Raw genomic sequence first — 17837 nt, 5'->3', positions numbered from 1 at the left:
GCGAGTGCCTTCCGAACCATCCGACGCACAGTTGGCCGCCGTATGCGACCGCCCCTCCCCGGCGGGCGACGCCAAGGCCGCGGCGCGGGAGCACACCTCGCAGCTCGCGCGCTGGGCGGCCGGACTGGCCTGGTCCGATGTGCCGGACGCGGTGCGGAGCCGGCTTTCGCTGGTCCTGCTCGACACCTTCGCGGTGACGCTCGCGGGAGCCGGCACCGAGGGCCAGCGGCGCATCCGAGCCGCCTGGCCGCAGCCCGCGGGCGACGCACCCGTGCTCGGCGCCGGCGTCCTGACGCAGGTGGACACCGCCGCGTACCTGAACGCGACGGCTCTGGTGTGCAACGAGCTCGACGAGGGCGGAAAGTACGCCAAGGGCCATCCCGCCGGCCACGCGTTCCCCGCGATCCTCGCCCTGGCCGCGTCGTCGGGCTCCCCCGGCGAGCTCACCGCGCGTGCCCTGCTCGCCGGATACGAGGTGGCCGCGCGCTTCGGTCGCGCCACCGCGCTGCACCGGGGCGTCCATCCGCACGGTAACTGGGGCGTGACCGGCGCCGCCGCCGGCTGCGCGATCCTGCTCGGCCTGCCCGCGCCGCAGGTCGCGGCTGCCATCGACACGGCCGCCGGACTGCCGATCGCGGGCCACTTCGACTCCGCGCTCGACGGGCACCGCGTGCGGGACGCCTGGATCGGCGCCGCTGCCGTGTCCGGGCTCGCCGCGGCACGGCTGGCCGCGGCCGGTGTCGTGCGCGACACGGGCACGGCCGCCCTGTCGCTCGGCACCCTGCTCGGTGACTTCGCGGCCGAGGTGCTCACCGACGGGCTGGGCGAGGACTGGCAGATCCAGCACAACTACTTCAAGCGGCACGCCTCGTGCTCGTACACCCACCCGGCCGCCGACCTGGCCCTTCAGCTACGCGCCCGGCATCTGCGCACCGTGACGAAGGCGCAGCTCGTCGACGCAGTGGTCGAGGTGCGCGTGGACACGCACGCGCTGGCCGCACCGCTGCGGCGCACGCACTGGAACAACAGCCTGGGGGCGATGTTCTCGATCCCCTACGCCGTCGCCACGGCCCTGCTGGACGGCGCGGTGACCCCCGCGGCGGCGGAGGCGACCGCCGCCGACCGGCCCGATGTCTTCGCGCTCGCCCGCCGGGTGAGGGTCACGGAGGACCCGGCGCTGACCGCGCGGCTACCGGACGAGCGCGCCACCCGGCTGACGGCGGTGCTGGCTGGCGGCCGGCGCGTGGAGCTCAGCGCACCGCATCCGGTCGGCGACAGCAGCCACCATCCGTTCACCTCGGACACGTTGTCGCCGGTGCTCGCCGGACTGCTGGGCGGGCGCGCCGTGGTGGAACGGTTGCGGCGCACGGCCGACGCCCTGTGCACCGCCGACGACGTGGGACCGCCGCTGCGGGCGCTCGCCGCCCGCACGCCGCCGCCGGCACCGGTACCAGGAGGCACCGCATGAACATCCTCTCCGTCACCCCGATCCGGATGGCCGCCGGCGAGCTGGCACGACGCCGCGACCGCTACCGGCGGCTCTCGCCGCCCGGAGTCACCTGCGTCCTCGAGGAGGCGGGCGGCGATGCGCCCGGCGAGCTCGCGACCCCGGACGACATCGCCGCCTCGACCACCGCGGTGGCCCGGGCGCTGGCCGCGGCGCCATCCGAGGGCTTCGCCGTCCGGATGCCGGACTGCGTGCTCGACCCCGCCGTCCCCGTGGCACCGGACGGCGCGCGGGTCCCGACCGTCGGCATGCTGCGGCTGTGCGCGGCGCACCTGGTCGCGACCGGACGGACCTTCGGCGCGGTCACCCGCAACCGCGTGATCGGCGACGCGTTCGCCGAGCGGATCGAGGAGTACGGCTACGGTCCGTGGTTCGCCGGTGTGACCGTGCTCGACCTCGCCTTCGACGCCATCGCCGACACCCGGCACTGGAACGACGCGGTGCACGACGCACTCGACGGCTTCGCGGCGCGGGGCGTACGGGCCGTGATCAACGGCTGCTCGGCCGTGGACACCGACGCACGGCACTCGGTGGAGCTGGTGGACCCGGCGGCACTGGCGCTGCGGCTCCTGGCGGCGGGAGGCCGGACATGACAGGAGAAGCAGACAGGGCCGATACCCCGGAAGCGGCGAGGGACCCGGACGACTGGGGAGTGGACCTGGTGGTGGCCGGTGCAGGGGGTGGTCTCGCCGGTGCGCTCAGGGCGGCTGAGCACGGCCTGAGCGTGCTCGTCGTGGACCCCGACGAGCAGTTCCTGCGCGGCAACAACACCTCGATGTCCACCGCGATGATCCCCGGTGCGGGCTCCCGCTGGCAGCGTGCGGCCGGCGTCGAGGACGGTCCCGCGCGCTTCCTCGCCGACATCGCGGCGAAGACCCGTGGCACGGCGGATCCGACGCTGGCGGCCGCCCTCGCGAAGATCAGTGCGCCGCTGGTGGAGTGGCTGGCCGAGGGTGTGGACGTACCGCTCCAGCTGGTGCGGGACTTCAGCTATCCGGGCCACAGCGCCGACCGGCTGCACACGGTGCGCACCCGGCACGGCTCGGCGCTGCTGCGGCACCTGTACGAACGGGTACGGCGCTCCCCCTCGATCGACCTGCTGGTCCCGGCGCGGCTGGTGGACGTCGAGCGCGGCCCCGACGGTGCCGCCGGCAGGGTCACCGGCGCGGTCGTGGAGTACCCGGACGGCCGGCGGGAGACCATCGCCACCCGGGCGGTACTGCTGGCGACCAACGGTTACGGCGCCCACCGGGGCCTCGTGGAGCGGCACCTGCCCCAGATCGCGGCGGCCGACTACCACGGCGGCCAGTTCTCGACCGGAGACGGCCTGGCCATCGGGCTGCGGCACGGCGCGCGGTCCGCGTTCATGGACGCCTACCAGGGCCACGCGGCACTCGCGCGCCGCTCACGGACGCTGGTCGGGTGGGCCACCGTCATGCACGGCGCGATCATGGTGGACACGGCAGGCAGCCGGTTCGGCGACGAGACCACCGGCTACTCCGAGTACGCGGCGGCGCTCGCCGCCCGCCCGGGCGCGCGCGGCTGGATCGTCATGGATCGCCGCATCCACGACCTGTGCCTGCCCTTCTCGGACTTCCAGCAGACCGTGGCGGCGGGAGCGCTGGTGTGGGCCGATGACCTGACCGCGCTCGCCGAACGCACCGGGTGTGCAGCGAAGGCCCTGGAGGAGTCGGTCTCCGACCAGGTCGCGCTGGCCACGGCGGCCACCGGGCATGACCGGTTCGGCCGGACGTTCTTCGAGGGGCCGCTGCGCGGGCCGTTCGCGGCCGTCGAGGTGATCCCCGCCCTGTTCCACACCCAGGGCGGCCTCGTGGTCGACGGCGACGCGCACGTCCTCGACGGCCAGGGGTCGCCGATCCGAGGGCTCTTCGCCTCGGGCGGGGCGGCACACGGTATTTCCGGGCGGGGCGCGGACGGCTATCTGGCGGGCAACGGCCTGCTGCCGGCGCTCGGACTCGCCTGGCAGGCGGCGAACGCCCTGTCCGGCGCCACGGACACCACGGACACCACGCGATAGAGGAAGGCACGAGCACCATGACCGAGCTGGACCTGCTGATCAAGAACGTCCGTCTGGTGAGGCACGACGCATCGGACATCCCCACCACGGACATCGGCATCAAGAACGGGGTGTTCCACCGCATCGCCCCCGACATTGAAGTGTCCGGGGCCGGCGAGGTGGTCGACGGCAAGGGGTTGCTCGCGTTTCCCGGAGTGGTCGACGCACACCAGCACTGGGGAATCTACAACCCGTTGTCGGACGACACGGCGACCGAAAGCGGCGCGTGCGCCCAGGGCGGCGTGACCACGGCTCTCACCTACATGCGCACCGGCCAGTACTACATGAACCGCGGCGGCAGCTACCACGAGATCTTCCCTCTGGTGCTCGACGCCGCCGAAGGACGGTCGCACGTCGACTACGGGTTCCACCTCGCGCCGATGCAGAAGTCGCACATCGACGAGATCCCCGAGCTGATCGCACGCTTCGGCGTCACCTCGTTCAAGATCTTCATGTTCTACGGCAGCCACGGCCTGCACGGGCGCTCCGCCGACCAGAACGCGTTCCTGATGATCCCGCCCGACGAGCGCTACGACCTGGCGCACTTCGAGTTCGTGATGCGCGGGGTGCAGGCGGCGCGCGAGGCCCACCCGGAGCTCGCGGACGCCATCTCGCTCTCCCTGCACTGCGAGACGGCCGAGATCATGACGGCCTACACCAGGATCGTCGAGGAGGAGGGCACACTCGACGGTCTCGCCGCCTACAGCGCCTCGCGCCCACCGCACTCGGAAGGGCTCGCGGTCACCATCGCCAGCTTCCTCGCGGCCGAGACGGAGCTGCCCAACATCAACCTGCTGCACCTGTCGTCGCGCAAGGCGATCGAGTCGGCCATGCTGATGGCCAGGACGTTTCCGCAGGTCAACTTCCGCCGAGAGGTGACGATCGGCCACCTGCTCGCGAACATCGAGACGGCGTCCGGCATCGGCGGCAAGGTCAACCCGCCGCTGCGCCCGCAGGAGGACGTGGACGCGCTGTGGGAGCACCTGGTGGCGGGCCACGTCGACTGGGTCGTCAGCGACCACGCCTGCTGCAAGGAGGAGACGAAGTTCGGCGATCCCAAGAGCAACGTGTTCGCGGCCAAGTCCGGGTTCGGCGGTACGGAGTACCTGCTGCCGGGCCTCGCCGGTGCGGCGCCCGCCCACGGCCTGCCCTTGCAGAAGGTCGCGGAACTGACCGCCTGGACGCCGGCACAGCGCTTCGGCCTGCCCACCAAGGGCCGGATCGCCCCGGGTTACGACGCCGACGTGGTGCTCGTGGATCCGTCGACGTCGTGGATCGTGGACGCGGCCGACTCGGAGTCGGCTCAGGAGTACACCCCGCTGCAAGGCATGGAGATCGGTGCGCGCGTGCAGTCCACGTTCCTGCGCGGTCAGCAGATCTACGGGGACGGCAAGGTCCTCGGGACCCCCCAGGGCCGTTACCTGTCCCGCCCCACCACGCGCTAGGCGGCAGGTACAGGAGCGCACGGCTCGCCCGGCGGAAGCCGCACCGTCCACCCGGTTCGGGGTGGACGGTGCGGCTTCCGCCGTTGTGCACCGCGAACGCCGCCCACCCCCGCCGGTATCCCCTCACCGGCGCTATCCCTTGAGGCCTCACCCTGGCACCCTCCCTTCCGCCGAACTGTTCGGTGACCGAAGTTTCTCACCCGCACCCCTTGCCGCGGCCACGAGGCGGCGGTAACTTCCCCTGCAACGAAAAGCTTCGGGTACCGAACAGTTCGGAGGCCAAAGTGACACCAGCAGGTGCTTCGCGCGCTTCGTCCTCCGCAGACGCCGACGCCCCCCAGGAGGACCGGGGCGGCACCGTCAAAGGCTCGGGCAAGGGCGACACGAGGAGGTCTGGCGATGGCATTACCGATGCCGGGACCGCGGGAGCAGTCGCAGCGGAACCCGTTGACGCGGACGCGGTAGCCCCCACACCGGACGACATCGGCGAGGTGCTGCTCGCCCTCGGCGGCCGACTCACCCGGTTGCAGACGGAGCTGCTGGCCGGCCTGGGCCAACCGCTGACGATCCGTCAGTACCGCATACTCTCCCGGGTGAACAACGGCCACACCTCGCTGACCGCCCTGTGCAAGCTCGCCCACCGCAACCCGTCGACCGTGTCGCAGAGCGTCGACAAGCTGGTCCAGCAGGGGCTGCTCACCCGCGGGGTGTCCCACACCAGCCGTCGCACCATGCGCCTTGCCCTGACCGACACGGGGCTCGCGGCGCTGGAGGCGGGCGACCAGGCGCTCGGGAAGTTCACGGCAGAACTCACCGCGCGCCTGCCGGAGGAGACACGGGACCTGATCCGTCCCGCGCTCTACCAGCTGTACGCCGAGATCCAGGGGCACCTGGACAGCCGGTAGCACGTCGCCCGCCGCACACCCCACGGGTGAGCAGGCGGCCCACCGCCACACCACCGCAGCTCTACACCGCCACACCACCGCAGCTCCGCACCACCGCAGCACCGTGGGCGACCCGGTGCTCCACCCTCCCGATCGCTCGCCGCCCGAGTGCGAGCGACGCGTTCCGGCCCGGCGACACACTGCCACGCGGCCGGCCGATCCCCGAGCGCCCGGCAAGACCCGCGCACGCCCCGCCCGCAGGCACGCGGATCCCCGCGCAACGCCGATCGAGGCGACGCGTGTGCTCACCGGGCCACCGACAGGGCCCCGTACGCACGGACCGCCGCGGCACCACGCACGGGCCGCCCTGTCCCGTACAGCCGCTCCCGCTCCCGCTCCTCACTTCCGCCCGGGAGACGCAGAGTCAGCCACAAGGAGGTGGCATCGATCATGACGCGTGACCGCGCGCCCGACAGCACGACCACCGCACAACCGGCCCAGCTACTCCACCGACTCGACCACTCCCGCTTCACCCGACGCCATGCGGTGATCTACGGCACGGCGCTGATCGGGCACTTCCTGGACGGATTCACCATCAATCTGACCGGGGTCGTGCTCCCTGGTGTGATCCCGGACTTCCACCTGACCAGCGACCAGGCCGGCTACCTCAGCTCCGTGCTCTTCGGTGGCATGCTCGTCGGTGCCGCCGTCGCCGGGGCGGTCTCCGACCGGTTCGGCCGCAAGGTGCCGCTCGCGTTCTGCCTGCTGGTCTTCGGCGGGTTCTCCGTGCTCGCCGCGCTCTCCTGGGACTACTCGTCGCTGATGGCGGCGCGGTTCTGCCAAGGCATCGGCCTTGGCGCCGAGATCGCCATCGTGCTGCCGTACATCACGGAGTTCGTGCCCCATCGACACCGCGCTCCCCTGGTCACCAGCGCCACCGGAGCGTGGCTGATCGGGCTGCCGGTGGCCGCCGTGGTCGGTGCGGCGCTCGTGCCGGCGCTGTCATGGCGGGCGATGTTCGTCGTGGGGACGGTCCCCGTGCTGGTCAGCGGGCTGATCCTGGCGGTGCTGCCGGAGTCGGTGCGCTATCTGCTGCGGCACGGACGCGTCGACGCGGCGCGGGAGATCGTCGGATCGCTGGCGGCCGGACCGGATGCCGCCGGCTCGGATGCGGCCGGATCGGGTGCGGCCGGATCGGGTGCGCCGAAGGACACGGCCACCGCGACCCCGGCCGAGGACGATCGGCCGGCCAAGGCCCCGTCCGGCCGTGGTGAACCCGGCGTCGTGCTCCCGGAGGAAGAGGCCTCGGCCCGCAACCCCGCCGGCTCCGTCCTGAACCTGCTCAGCCCGCGCTACGCCGCCTTCACCGTCTCCCTCTGGTTCATGGAGCTGTGCGCTGGCGCCTTCCTCTACGGCCTGTCCACCTGGCTCCCCTCGATCCTGGAGAAACGCGGCAACAGCCTGCTGGGCAGCCTCACCTACACCGCGATCATCACCGCCACCGGTGTGGCCGGTGCGCTGCTCGCCGGGCAGATCGCAGGACGGATCGGCCGGCGCATCACCATCGGCGTCTCGTTCCTGGTGAGCGGCGCGTTCTGCCTGGTGTGGGGAGCGGCGGACGCCACGGGTGCGGTGGTGGTGCTGGGCTGCTGCGCCACGTTCTTCGGCAGCGGGCTCGCGGGCAGCACCCTCTTCGTCTACGCGAGCGAGCTGTATCCGACGGTGAACCGCGCGACGGGCCTCGGCTGGGCGGCGGCCTGGCAGAAGGCGGGCGGGCTCGTCATTCCCACGGTCATCGGCTGGATCCTCGCCGCGCACGCCCCCGGCTATGTCTTCTTCGTGCTCTTCGCCGGTGTCTCGGTGCTCGCCGGGATCTCCGCGCTGCTCGCCACCTTCGAGACGCGCGGCAAGACGGTCGAGCAGATCACGGCACACATCGCGGCACGCGGCACGGCGCCGAACGACACCGCTGCCGATGGCCACCACCCCGTACGACCCGGAACAGGAAGGTGAAGGATGATCACCACCCCATCCCGCACCCCACAAACGTCCACCGCCCCAGGCACCTCCCTCGACCCGGCCGACCTCGCCGAGCGTGATCTCCGCCATCGCCGGGTGCGCGCCGCGATGGCGGAGGAGGGTCTGGACGCGCTGCTGGCCTTCGCGCCCGGTTGGCGCAGGGAGAACGTGCGGTACTTCACCGACGCACGCCTGACGGGAGCCGCGTCGTTCGTCCTGTTCCCCGCCGATTCCGCGGCCGCCGAGGTCAGCGCCTTCTCCACGCGCCGCAGTGACCTGCCGGCGCTGGCCGCGCCCGGCTGGGTCGGCCGCACCGCCCTGCTCGACGCCCCGCAGCCCGCCGCGCTCACCGATCCCCTGCGTGACCTGCGGCCCCGGCGGGTCGGCGTGGCACACCTCGAGCTGCTGCCCGGGCTGCTGGCCGACGCACTGCGGCGGGCCCTGCCGGGTGCGGAGTTCGTCTCGGCGACCGCCCTCATGGACCGGGTGCGGCTGGTCAAGAGCGACTGGGAGCTGGCCCGGATGCGGCGCACCGCGGCCGTCTGCGCGGCCGGCTGGCAGGCCTTCGTCGACGTGCTCGAACCGGGGCTGCCCGAGTACCGGATCGTCGCCGAGGTGGAGGCCGAGATCAAACGGCTCGGCGCCGAGGACAACTTCATGCTGATCGCCTCCGGTGGCGACGAGGTGCGCGGCATGACGGCGCCCACCCCGCGCTCCCTGGAGGCGGGTGACATGGTGCGCACCGAGCTGACACCGCAGATGGCCGGCTACTGGTTGCAGATCTGCCGCTCGGCGGTGGTCGGCCCGCCCAGCGACGCGCAACGCAGGTCCTTCGACCTCTTCAACGAGTCCGTGGAGGCCGGCATGGCGGCCACCCGGCCCGGCGTCACCGCGCACGACGTCGCCAAGGCCCAGAACGACGTCTTCCGCCGGCACGGCTACGGCGAGTACTGCACCAGCACGTACACCCGGGTACGCGGCCACGGCCACGGGCTGCACCTGGACGAGACGCCGATCATCGAGGGCAACGAGACCGTGCTCCCCGAGAACGCCGTCTTCATCATCCACCCGAACACCTACACGCCGATCGCCGGCTACCACGTACTGGGCGATCCGGTACGCGTCACCAAGGACGGTCCCGAGGTGCTGATCAGCACGGAACGCAAGCTGTTCCACTCGGCCGAGGGCGCGCAGGGCCGAACCGGCCGCCCGGGGAAGGAGGCCGCGGCATGAAGCGTGGACTCGTCGTACTCGACCCGGCCGAGGTGCCGGTGGACGAATGGCGCCAGCGGGTCGCCGACCTGCAACGTCGCCTGGCCGAAGAGCGTGTGGACCTGGCGCTGGTCTACGGGGACGTCTTCGCCTCCGACGACATCGCCTACCTCACCAACCTGTGCATCTACTGGAACGAGGGGGTGCTCGCCGTCCCGGCCACCGGGGAGCCGGTGTTCCTCACCAAGCTCTCGCCGCGGGTGCACCCGTGGATGCGGCGGGTGTCGACGGTGACCCGGATCGCCAGCGGCAAGCAGTTCGGTGCGCTCGCCGCCAAGGCCGCGGCGGAACTGCCCGGCGGCGGCGAGCCGGGCACGCTCGGCCTGATCGACGCGCCCCTGTGGCCCGCGTCCGTCGTCGCCGAACTACGTGCCGCACTGCCCGGCTGGCAGGTGCGCGAACTGCCCTCCTGGGTGCGGGAGCAGCGCGCGGTGCCCTCGGCGGCCGAGCGTGCGCTGCTGGCGGAGGCGGGGCGGGTCGTGGGCCGGGCCGTGGACGCGGCGGTCGAGGATGCCGCCCCGGCCGGCACCGAAGGCTCGCCCCCCCCCGCCGCAGCCGCAGAGGGTCCCGGCGGGCGGGACCGGGTCGCCACGGTGGAGCGCCTCGTACGGGGCGCCGGCTTCCTCGACGTCCAGGTGCACACCGCCCACGGCCTGGACGGCGTGGAGTGCGTGCAGGTCACCGGGCAGTACCGCACGCTGTGGGTGCACGCCGCCCGGCTGGCGGGCGCGGCCGGGTCCGGCTGGGCCGCCGCGCTGGGCGAGGCACATGAGGCGGCGTTGGCCGCGGCACGCGAGGGTGCCTGCGACGCCGACCTGGAAGCAGCCGCGCGTCCCGCGCTCGACCGCTTGCCGGAGGGTTCGAACGCCCAGGTCGGCTGGGTGGACCAGACGGATCTGGCATCCGGCGGCGAGTACCGCGTACGGCCCGCCGGCACCCCCTTGCGGGCAGGTTCCGCCGTGGCCGTCACCGTCGACGCGCTGTTGCCGGGCGGCGGCTACGCGGCGCTCGCCGACACCGTGTTCGTCACCGCGCAGGGCGCCCGGCCCCTCACCCGCGGCTGCGGCACCGGGGCACTCGGCGACGACGGTTCCCACCAGCACGAGCAGCACGACGAGAACGACCGGCACGAGCAGAGCACCAACAGGGCGGCAGCGCCCGGCGGGAGGTCCACGCAGTGAGGATTCTGTCCAACGACGACATTCAGCAGGTGCTGACCGCCGAAGAGTGCCTGGACACCCTCCAGACCGCTTACGGCGAGCTGACCCGCGGCCTGGGCGCCAACCGCCCCCGCAACCACACCTACTTCCCGGTCGAGGACGAGAGGTACCCCGGCTTCTGCTACCGCTTCAAGTCGCAGGAGGGCGGCAACGTCTCCAGCGGGGTGTGGGCGCTGCGCATCACGTCCGACCTGGCGGGCGTGGAGACCCTGCCGAGCGGGGTACAGCGCCGCCGTCTCGTCCCGGCCGCGCCGGGCGGACGCTTCGTCGGCCTGGTCACCCTGTACAGCCTGACCACCCTGGAACCGCTGGCGATCCTGCACGACAGCTACATCCAGAAGATGCGGGTCGGTGCCACCTCCGCGCTCGGCATCCGGGAGCTGTCCCGCGAGGACGCCACGGTGGCCGGCATGTTCGGCTCCGGCTGGCAGGCCGAGGCGCACCTGGAGACGCTGCTGCTGGTCCGCCCGGGCATCGAGGAGGTGCGGGTGTACAGCCCCACCTCCGAGCACCGTGAGACCTTCGCCAAGACCTGGAGCGAACGCACCGGCCGCCGCATCGTCGCCGTGGACCACCCGCGGGACGCGGTCACGGGCTGCGCCATCGTCACGTGTGCGACGGCGACCATGGAGCCCTGCTTCGACGGGGCCTGGCTGGAGCCCGGCACCCATGTCACGGCCATCACCTCACCCGACGGCACCGCCACCCGCCGGGAGCTCGACGACACCACCTTCGACCGGGCGGACCGCATCACCGTGCTCTCCCGCGAGCAGGTCCACCACGACAAGCAGTACGACATCCTCGGCCCCGTCGAACGCGGCCGGATGGCCTTCGACGAGATCCGCGAACTGGGCGAGGTGCTGATCGGCGCCGCGCCGGGGCGCCGCTCGCCCGAGGACATCACCGTGTTCGCCAACAACACGGGCATGGGCGTGCAGTTCGCGGCCGTGTGCGCACGGGCGCTCCGGCTGGCGGAGCAGCGCGGGCTCGGCCACGAGGTGCCGACGGACTGGTTCCTGGAGTCGACGAGTCCGTGAGAGCGCCGTGCACACCGTCCCACCGCCCTTCGGGCCCGTCCGGCAGAGAGGCACACCCGTCATGCAATCCGACAGCCCACACCGCGTGGGCGGCACCACCATCGTCTTCGGCGACGACGTCAACACCGACGTCGTCATCCCCGGCCGCTACCTCGTCAGCATCGACCCGGCGGAACTCGCCGAGCACGCCTTCGAACCGCTCGGCCCCGAGGTGCAGCGACGCCTCCGCGCCAGCCGGGTCGTGGTCGCCGGGCGCAACTTCGGCTGCGGCAGCGCCCGCGAGCAGGCCGCGAGCTGCCTGATCGGTGCCGGCGTCAAGGCCGTGGTCGCCGTCTCGTTCTCGCGGGTCTTCTTCCGCAACGCGATCAACACCGGCCTGGTGGCCGTCGAATGTCCCGGGGCCGTCCAGGCGCTGGGCGCCGCCGCGGGCGAGGGCGAGCCGGCGGGCGAGATGTGGGTGGACTACGACGCCGGCACCGTCGAGACCGCGGGCGGCACCTTCACCTTCGCCCCGTATCCGCAAGGCCTGCGGGACATCCTCGAGGACGGCGGCCTGATCCCCCATCTGATGCGCAGCTTCCAGCAGGCCGACGCCGCAGAGGAAGGCACGGCACGATGAGCACCGAGCCGACAGAGGCCCCCAGGACGTTCGCCCAGAAGGCGATAGAGCGCGCGTCCGGCGAGCACGACCTCGCCCCCGGGCAGATCGTCGACGCCTACCCCGACCTCTACATGAGCCACACCGCGAGCTGGCGGTGCATCCGCACGCTGGAGCGCATGGGCGTCGACCGGCTCTACGACCGCGACCGGGTCGCCATGGTCATGGACCACATCTCGCCGGCCATGAACGCCAAGACCGCGGCCGACCACCAGCTCTGCCGGACGTTCGCCGAGCGGATGGGCATCACGAACTTCTTCGACGTGCAGGCCGGCATCGCGCATATCGTGCTGATGGAGAACGGCCTGGTCAGGCCGGGTCAGTTCATCATCGGCACCGATTCGCACTCCACCATCTACGGCGCGCTGGGCGCCTTCGGCACCGGAGTCGGCTTCAGCGAGATCACCGCGGCCTGGGTGACCGGGAAGCTGTGGGTCAAGGTGCCCGAGTCCGTGCGCATCGAGGTCGACGGGGCGCTGCCGGTGGGCTCGTACGCGAAGGACGTGATGCTGAAGCTCATCGGCGACCTGGGCGCCGACGGGCTGACCTACTGCTCGGCCGAGTTCGGCGGCTCGTACGTCACCTCCCGGTCGGTGTCGGAACGCATGACGTTCTGCAACCTGGCGATGGAGATGGGCGCCAAGAACGCCTACGTGGCGCCCGACGCGATCACCCGGGCCTATCTGCACGACGAGGCGGGCGTCCCGGCCGACGGCTACGAGGTGCTGCTGCCCGATGCGGGCGCCGCCTACCGTGACGTGGTGCGCCTGGACTGCTCGGCGCTCACCCCGCAGATCGCGGTCCCGCACACGGTGGACAACGTCGTCGCCGTCGACGAGGTCAGCGGCACCAGGCTCGACCAGGTGTTCATCGGGTCGTGTGCCAACGCCAAGTACGACGACCTCGCCATCGCCGCCGAGGTGCTGGCCGGGCACCGGGTCGCACGGGGCGTACGGCTCGTGGTCACCCCCGCCTCCAGCGCGGTCATGGCCAAGGCGTCGGCGACCGGCGTCCTTGCCACCCTCATCGACGCCGGCGCCATGATCACCAACGCCGGCTGCGGGGCCTGCGCGGGCAACGGCGGCGCCATGGCCGACGGCGAGGCCACGCTGTCCACCGCGAACCGCAACTTCCAGGGTCGGATGGGCAGTTACCAGTCGAAGATCTTCCTGGGCAGTCCGGCCACCGCGGCGGCCTCCGCGATCCGCGGGGTGATCACCAACCCCGCCGAGGTGCTGGCCGAGACGCGCACATCTCGGGTGGCCGCGGCGGCCGGTGCCGGCCGCACCGAAGGAGACGGGTCATGAACCTCGTGGAGAAGATCCTCGCCCGGGCCAGCGGCCGGGCCTCGGTCGAGCCCGGTGAGATCGTCATCGCGCAGGTGGACCGGCTGCTGATGCACGACCTCAGCGGCTATCTCACCTCCGAGGTGTACGAGAGGCGCATCGGCCGTCCCATCCCCGACCCGGAGCGTGCGGTGATGGTCTTCGACCACCACTTCTCACCGCCCACCGAACGCCAGGCGCAGATCCTCGAAGCCAACCGCGCATGGGCACGCAAGCACGGCATCACCCTGCTGGACTGCGGCAACGGCAACCTGCACCACGCGGCGGTGCGCGGCGGGTACGTCCGGCCGGGCATGATCGTCGTCGGCTCGGACAGTCACACCCCGGTACACGGGGCGCTCGGGACGCTCGCGGTGGCGCTCGGCAACGACTCGCACGCGGGGACCGTGCTGCCGCACGGGAAGGCGTGGTTCCGGGTCCCCGAGACGGTCCGCATCGAGCTGCACGGGACGCCGCGGCCCGGCACCACGGCGCGCGACGTCGCGCTGTGGCTGGTCGCGCAGATCGGTGAGGGCGCGCTGAACTACCGGGCGCTGGAGTTCGCGGGCCCCTACGTCAAGCAGGCGTCCTTCTGGGACCGCTGGCTGTTCCCGCTGCTCTGCGTCGACCTGGGCGCCAAGTGCGCGTACGTCGAACCGGACGAGGTCACCGCGGCGTTCGTCCGCACGCTGCCCGGTGGGCCGTCCGGCGGCTTCGCCGGCGAGCTGCCGCGCGGTGACGGTGCCCAGGACGCTGCGACGGTGCTGCGGTACGACGTCGGCGCCGTCGTACCGCAGGTGGCCTGCCCGCCGACGGTCGGGAACACCAAGCCGGTCACGGACGTCGCCGGGACCCCGGTCGGCTGGGCCGAACTCGGCGGGCACGGCGGCGGGCGCATCGAGGACATCCGGGAGGCGGCCGAGGTGCTGCGGGGCCGGCGCGTCCATCCGCACACCCGCCTGAACATCGTGCCGTCCAGTCGCGAGGTGTTCGCCGAGGCCGTACGCGAGGGTCTGGTGGCCTCGCTGCACGAGGCGGGCGCGACCTGGTTCCCCCCGTCCACCGGCTCCAACCAGGCGATCAACATGGGCGCGATGGCCGCGGGCGAAGCGATGGTCTGCACCCACTCCAGGAACTTTCCCGGCCGCAACGGCAGCACGGAGGCGGCCGTGTACCTGGCGTCGGCGGGCACGGTCGCGGCGTCGGCGGTGGCCGGGGAGATCACGGGGGCGGCCTTGGTCGGCGCGGCCCGGGCGCACGGCGCGGTGCCGGCCGCGAAGGGTACGGACACGGGTGCGGAGAGGGGCGTGGCATGACGGCCGCAGGCAGTGGAGGCACGACGGGCGCACCGGCGGCCGGGGCCGCCGCGGGCGCGGTGGGCTCCGGGAGCGGGCTCGCGGGGCGGTTCGAAGGACGGTGCTGGACGTTCGGCGACAACATCCCCACCGACCAGCTGGTGAAGTCCCGTTACGTCTTCGACCCGATGGACGAGATCGTCAAGCACGTCCTGGAGGACCTGGACCCGGAGTTCCCGCATGCGGTACGGCCCGGCGACATCGTCGTCGCCGGCCGCCACTTCGGCCAGTCGTCCGGCCGTGCGATCGCGACGAAGGCGCTCCAGGCCACCCGGATCGGCTGCGTGGTCGCGGAGACGTTCGCCCGGACCTTCTACCGCAACTGCTTCGAGATCGGACTGCCAGCCCTGGAGGCCGAGGGCGTCACCGCCCTCGCCCGCAAGGGCGACCCGCTCACGGTCGACATCACCACCGGCCTGGTGACGAACACGGCGACCGGCGAGACGTGCTCGGGGCGCCCCGCGGATCCGTTCCTGATCGACATGCTGGCGGCCGGCGGCCTGATCGCGCTGGCGGAGCAGCGACCGGAGCTGTTCGGCTGACGCATCCGCCCGCGAGTGGGGGGCCGTGTCCGGAGGCGGGTGGCCTGGGGCCGGTCGTTTGGATCATGCTGGGCTCGCGGGGCCTACTTGGCGATGAGCAGGAGCAGGGCGCGACCGTGCAGCGTGTAGGTCGTGCCCGCGCCGCCGATCAGCGCTTCCGAGCCGGGCGCCGCCATCTGGTCGGGTCCTTCGGCCCAGCCGGCGGTGTCCGTGACCCGGTACCAGTTCTTGCCGGCGCCGGGCGACGGCAGGGTGAAGGTGACATCGCCCGACCAGCCGTTGTAGCCGACGTAGAGGGCGCTGTTCGCGTCGCCCAGTTCGGTGCCGTCGAGCCGCCAGCCCAGCGCGTGGTCGTTCGGGTCGGACCAGTAGGCGCTGTCGGGTGCCGACCCGGCCGGGGTGTACCAGTCGAGCTGGTCCATGCCGTTGCCGTTTGCGTCCGTGGCCCGGTAGAACCCGGTGGGTCGCAGCGCCGCGTGCGCCCTGCGGAACGCGATCAGTCGCTGTGCGTAGCCCCGGAAGGTGCTCTGGTCGCCGCTGAAGGACGTGGTCAGCCAGTTCGCCGAGGAGTCCAGGTTGTAGGGGTTGTTGTTGCAGCGCAGCGTCCGCAGGTACTCGTCGCCGCCGGTCGTCATCGGTGTGCCCGCCGACAGCATCAGGAGGGCGAGGCCGTTGCGGGCGGCCTTGCGCTGGTCGGCGGCCACCCCGCCCTGGTCCCACGAGTAGTTGGCGTCGGAGCCGCCGTCGGACGGGCCGTACGGCCAGGCCTGCCCGTTGTTCTTGCCGTTGCAGGCGTACAGGTCGGCCAGGGTGAAGCCGTCGTGGGCGACCATGAAGTTCACGGAGTTCCCGGGGGCACGGCCGTCGTCCTGGAACAGGTCGGACGATCCGGCGATCCTGTCGGCGAGCCGACCGGGGGTCACGTTCACCACGCCCAGGTCGTTCTGGTCGGCCCGCAGGGTGTCGCGGAAGTCGCCGTTCCACTCCGACCAGCCGGCCGGCAGGTTGCCGAGCTGGTAGGTGCCGTCGCCGATGGCCCACGGTTCGGCGATCCAGTCGGTGCCGGTGCCGCCCTGCACCGGGCGTGCCGGCATGGTGGCGGTGATGCGGTTCAGCGCGGTGGCGGAGTCGGTCCTGCTGTACCGGAAGCAGCCCGACTGGCAGGTGTTGCCCAGCACCGGTGCCAGGTCGAACCGGAAGCCGTCGACTCCCATGGAGTCCTTCCAGTAGCCCAGCGAGTCCAGGATGATCTGCTGTGCGACGGGGTTGTAGGTGTTGTAGTTGCCGCCCACGCCGGTGTTGTCGTACGGGCCCTGGAGGTCGGACGTCAGCTCGTAGTACGTCGGGTTGTCCAGGCCGCGCCAGGACAGCAGGCTGTACGTGCTCGCGCCTGCGGCGTTCTGCGGGTCGCCCTCGGCCGTGTGGTTGTAGACGACATCGCTGAGGACCTTGATCCCGGCGTCGTGGTACGCCTTCACCATGGCCTTGAACTCCCGGGTGGGACCGCCCGCCGAGCGGTCCGCGGCGTAGCGGCGGTCCGGTGCGAAGTAGTCGAGCGTGGAGTAACCCCAGTAGTTGTCGCCGCTGGTCGAGGTCGCGTCCACGTCGTTGGCGTCGTTCTGCGTCTCCTGCACGGGCAGGAACTCCACCGCGGTGACGCCGAGCGCCGCCAGGCTCGCCGCCTTCAGCCCGGCGCCCTGGTACGTGCCCTGGTAGGCGGCCGGGACCGACGGGTCGTTCCTCGTCAGGCCCCGCACGTTCACCTCGTAGACGACGTCGTCCTTGAGTGCCCTGGTCGGCTTGGTGCCGGTGCTGGTGGTGTCGTCGGCCAGCACGATGCCCTTGGGCGCGTAGTTGCCGCTGTCCAGGGCGCGGTACTGCGAACCGGTGGCGTAGACGGTGTCGCTGGTGTTCGCCGGGGTGCGCGGATCGTGGCTGAGCTCGCGTGCGTAGGGGTCGCTCAGCAGCTTGTTGGGGTCGAAGCGGTTGCCCTGGGAGTCCACGTCGGCGATGAAGCCGGCCGACGAGCCCTTCGTCCAGGACGAGGTGTACGGCCAGTTCGGGCCCCAGGCGCGGTAGCCGTAGTACACCGGGCCCGTGATGCCGTAGGTGTCCTTGAGCGTCGCCACCGGAACGGTCACCGACCAGATGTCGGTGGAGGCGTCCTCGGACAGCGGGTAGGAGACCTTCTCCTGGCTGCCGTAAGCCGCCGCGTACAGGTACACCTCGATACGGGTCGCCCGCGACGAGTACACCCGGAAGGTGATGTGCGAGGCCGTCGAGTCGTAGTGGGCGCCCATGTTCTGGCCGGCGGTGGGGGCGGCGGCGGTGGCCGCGACGGCGCTCGGTGGGCCGGCCAGCGCCGGCAGGGTGAAGGTGGCCGCCAGCGCGACGGCGCCGGCCACGGTGGTGCGGACGGTGGCACGCAGACGGAGGGGGTGGCGCGTGGGCACGACGGCTCCTTCTCTTGTCAGGGAAGGGCTGCACGCGCCTGCA

The 17837-nt window shown here is 72.1% G+C and carries 14 protein-coding genes; 13 read left to right on the top strand and 1 reads right to left on the bottom strand.

Annotated elements, in window-relative coordinates; genetic code table 11:
* The first annotated feature begins 4 nt into the window (after positions 1-4).
* The 13 genes from NQO67_RS02555 to NQO67_RS02495 all read left to right on the top strand — a co-directional run bounded on the left by NQO67_RS02555 (position 5) and on the right by NQO67_RS02495 (position 15341).
* Positions 5-1468 (top strand): MmgE/PrpD family protein, encoded by a 1464-nt coding sequence (locus NQO67_RS02555; protein ID WP_255945845.1) that lies wholly within the window; start codon positions 5-7, stop codon positions 1466-1468.
* The gene (locus NQO67_RS02550; RefSeq protein WP_255945843.1) at positions 1465-2100 is read left to right on the top strand and encodes an aspartate/glutamate racemase family protein; all 636 of its coding nucleotides are present in this window, start codon (positions 1465-1467) and stop codon (positions 2098-2100) included. The genes NQO67_RS02555 and NQO67_RS02550 overlap by 4 nt, the downstream gene beginning before the upstream one ends.
* Positions 2097-3545: an FAD-dependent oxidoreductase gene (locus NQO67_RS02545; protein WP_255945841.1), complete on the top strand. Its 1449-nt coding sequence runs from the start codon at positions 2097-2099 to the stop codon at positions 3543-3545. The genes NQO67_RS02550 and NQO67_RS02545 overlap by 4 nt, the downstream gene beginning before the upstream one ends.
* Positions 3546-3562: 17 nt before the next feature.
* Positions 3563-5029: a dihydroorotase gene (locus NQO67_RS02540; RefSeq protein ID WP_255945839.1), complete on the top strand. Its 1467-nt coding sequence runs from the start codon at positions 3563-3565 to the stop codon at positions 5027-5029.
* Between the two features lie 284 nt (positions 5030-5313).
* On the top strand, positions 5314-5934 hold the full coding sequence (locus NQO67_RS44145; protein ID WP_255945837.1) for a MarR family winged helix-turn-helix transcriptional regulator: 621 nt from the start codon (positions 5314-5316) through the stop codon (positions 5932-5934).
* A 429-nt stretch (positions 5935-6363) separates the two neighbouring features.
* Positions 6364-7926, top strand: coding sequence for an MFS transporter (locus tag NQO67_RS02530; protein ID WP_255945836.1), 1563 nt, complete (start codon positions 6364-6366; stop codon positions 7924-7926).
* A gap of 3 nt (positions 7927-7929) precedes the next feature.
* Positions 7930-9165, top strand: coding sequence for a M24 family metallopeptidase (locus NQO67_RS02525; RefSeq protein WP_255945835.1), 1236 nt, complete (start codon positions 7930-7932; stop codon positions 9163-9165).
* Positions 9162-10385 carry an aminopeptidase P family N-terminal domain-containing protein gene (locus NQO67_RS02520; protein ID WP_255945834.1) on the top strand — a complete coding sequence of 408 codons (1224 nt, stop codon included), beginning with the start codon at positions 9162-9164 and terminating at the stop codon, positions 10383-10385. The genes NQO67_RS02525 and NQO67_RS02520 overlap by 4 nt, the downstream gene beginning before the upstream one ends.
* Positions 10382-11461 carry an ornithine cyclodeaminase family protein gene (locus tag NQO67_RS02515; RefSeq protein ID WP_255945833.1) on the top strand — a complete coding sequence of 360 codons (1080 nt, stop codon included), beginning with the start codon at positions 10382-10384 and terminating at the stop codon, positions 11459-11461. The genes NQO67_RS02520 and NQO67_RS02515 overlap by 4 nt, the downstream gene beginning before the upstream one ends.
* Before the next feature lie 61 nt (positions 11462-11522).
* Positions 11523-12080 carry a LeuD/DmdB family oxidoreductase small subunit gene (locus tag NQO67_RS02510; RefSeq protein WP_255945832.1) on the top strand — a complete coding sequence of 186 codons (558 nt, stop codon included), beginning with the start codon at positions 11523-11525 and terminating at the stop codon, positions 12078-12080.
* On the top strand, positions 12077-13426 hold the full coding sequence (locus NQO67_RS02505) for a 3-isopropylmalate dehydratase large subunit (protein WP_255945831.1): 1350 nt from the start codon (positions 12077-12079) through the stop codon (positions 13424-13426). The genes NQO67_RS02510 and NQO67_RS02505 overlap by 4 nt, the downstream gene beginning before the upstream one ends.
* Entirely contained in the window at positions 13423-14760 is a 1338-nt protein-coding gene (locus NQO67_RS02500; protein WP_255945830.1) for a 3-isopropylmalate dehydratase large subunit, read from the top strand. Before NQO67_RS02505 ends, NQO67_RS02500 begins: the two co-directional genes overlap by 4 nt.
* Positions 14757-15341, top strand: coding sequence for a LeuD/DmdB family oxidoreductase small subunit (locus NQO67_RS02495; protein ID WP_255945829.1), 585 nt, complete (start codon positions 14757-14759; stop codon positions 15339-15341). Before NQO67_RS02500 ends, NQO67_RS02495 begins: the two co-directional genes overlap by 4 nt.
* Positions 15342-15424: 83 nt before the next feature.
* Here the strand turns inward: NQO67_RS02495 and NQO67_RS02490 are convergent, their stop codons facing one another.
* A complete protein-coding gene (locus tag NQO67_RS02490; RefSeq protein ID WP_255945828.1) occupies positions 15425-17794 on the bottom strand; it encodes an alpha-amylase family glycosyl hydrolase in 2370 nt (789 codons plus the stop codon).
* Positions 17795-17837: the final 43 nt, after the last annotated feature.

Origin of the sequence: Streptomyces odontomachi, from assembly GCF_024435355.1 — a bacterium.
GTDB lineage: Bacteria > Actinomycetota > Actinomycetes > Streptomycetales > Streptomycetaceae > Streptomyces > Streptomyces odontomachi.
The sequence above is the reverse complement of the archived record's forward strand: the minus strand, read 5'-3'. Positions and strand labels throughout refer to the sequence as shown.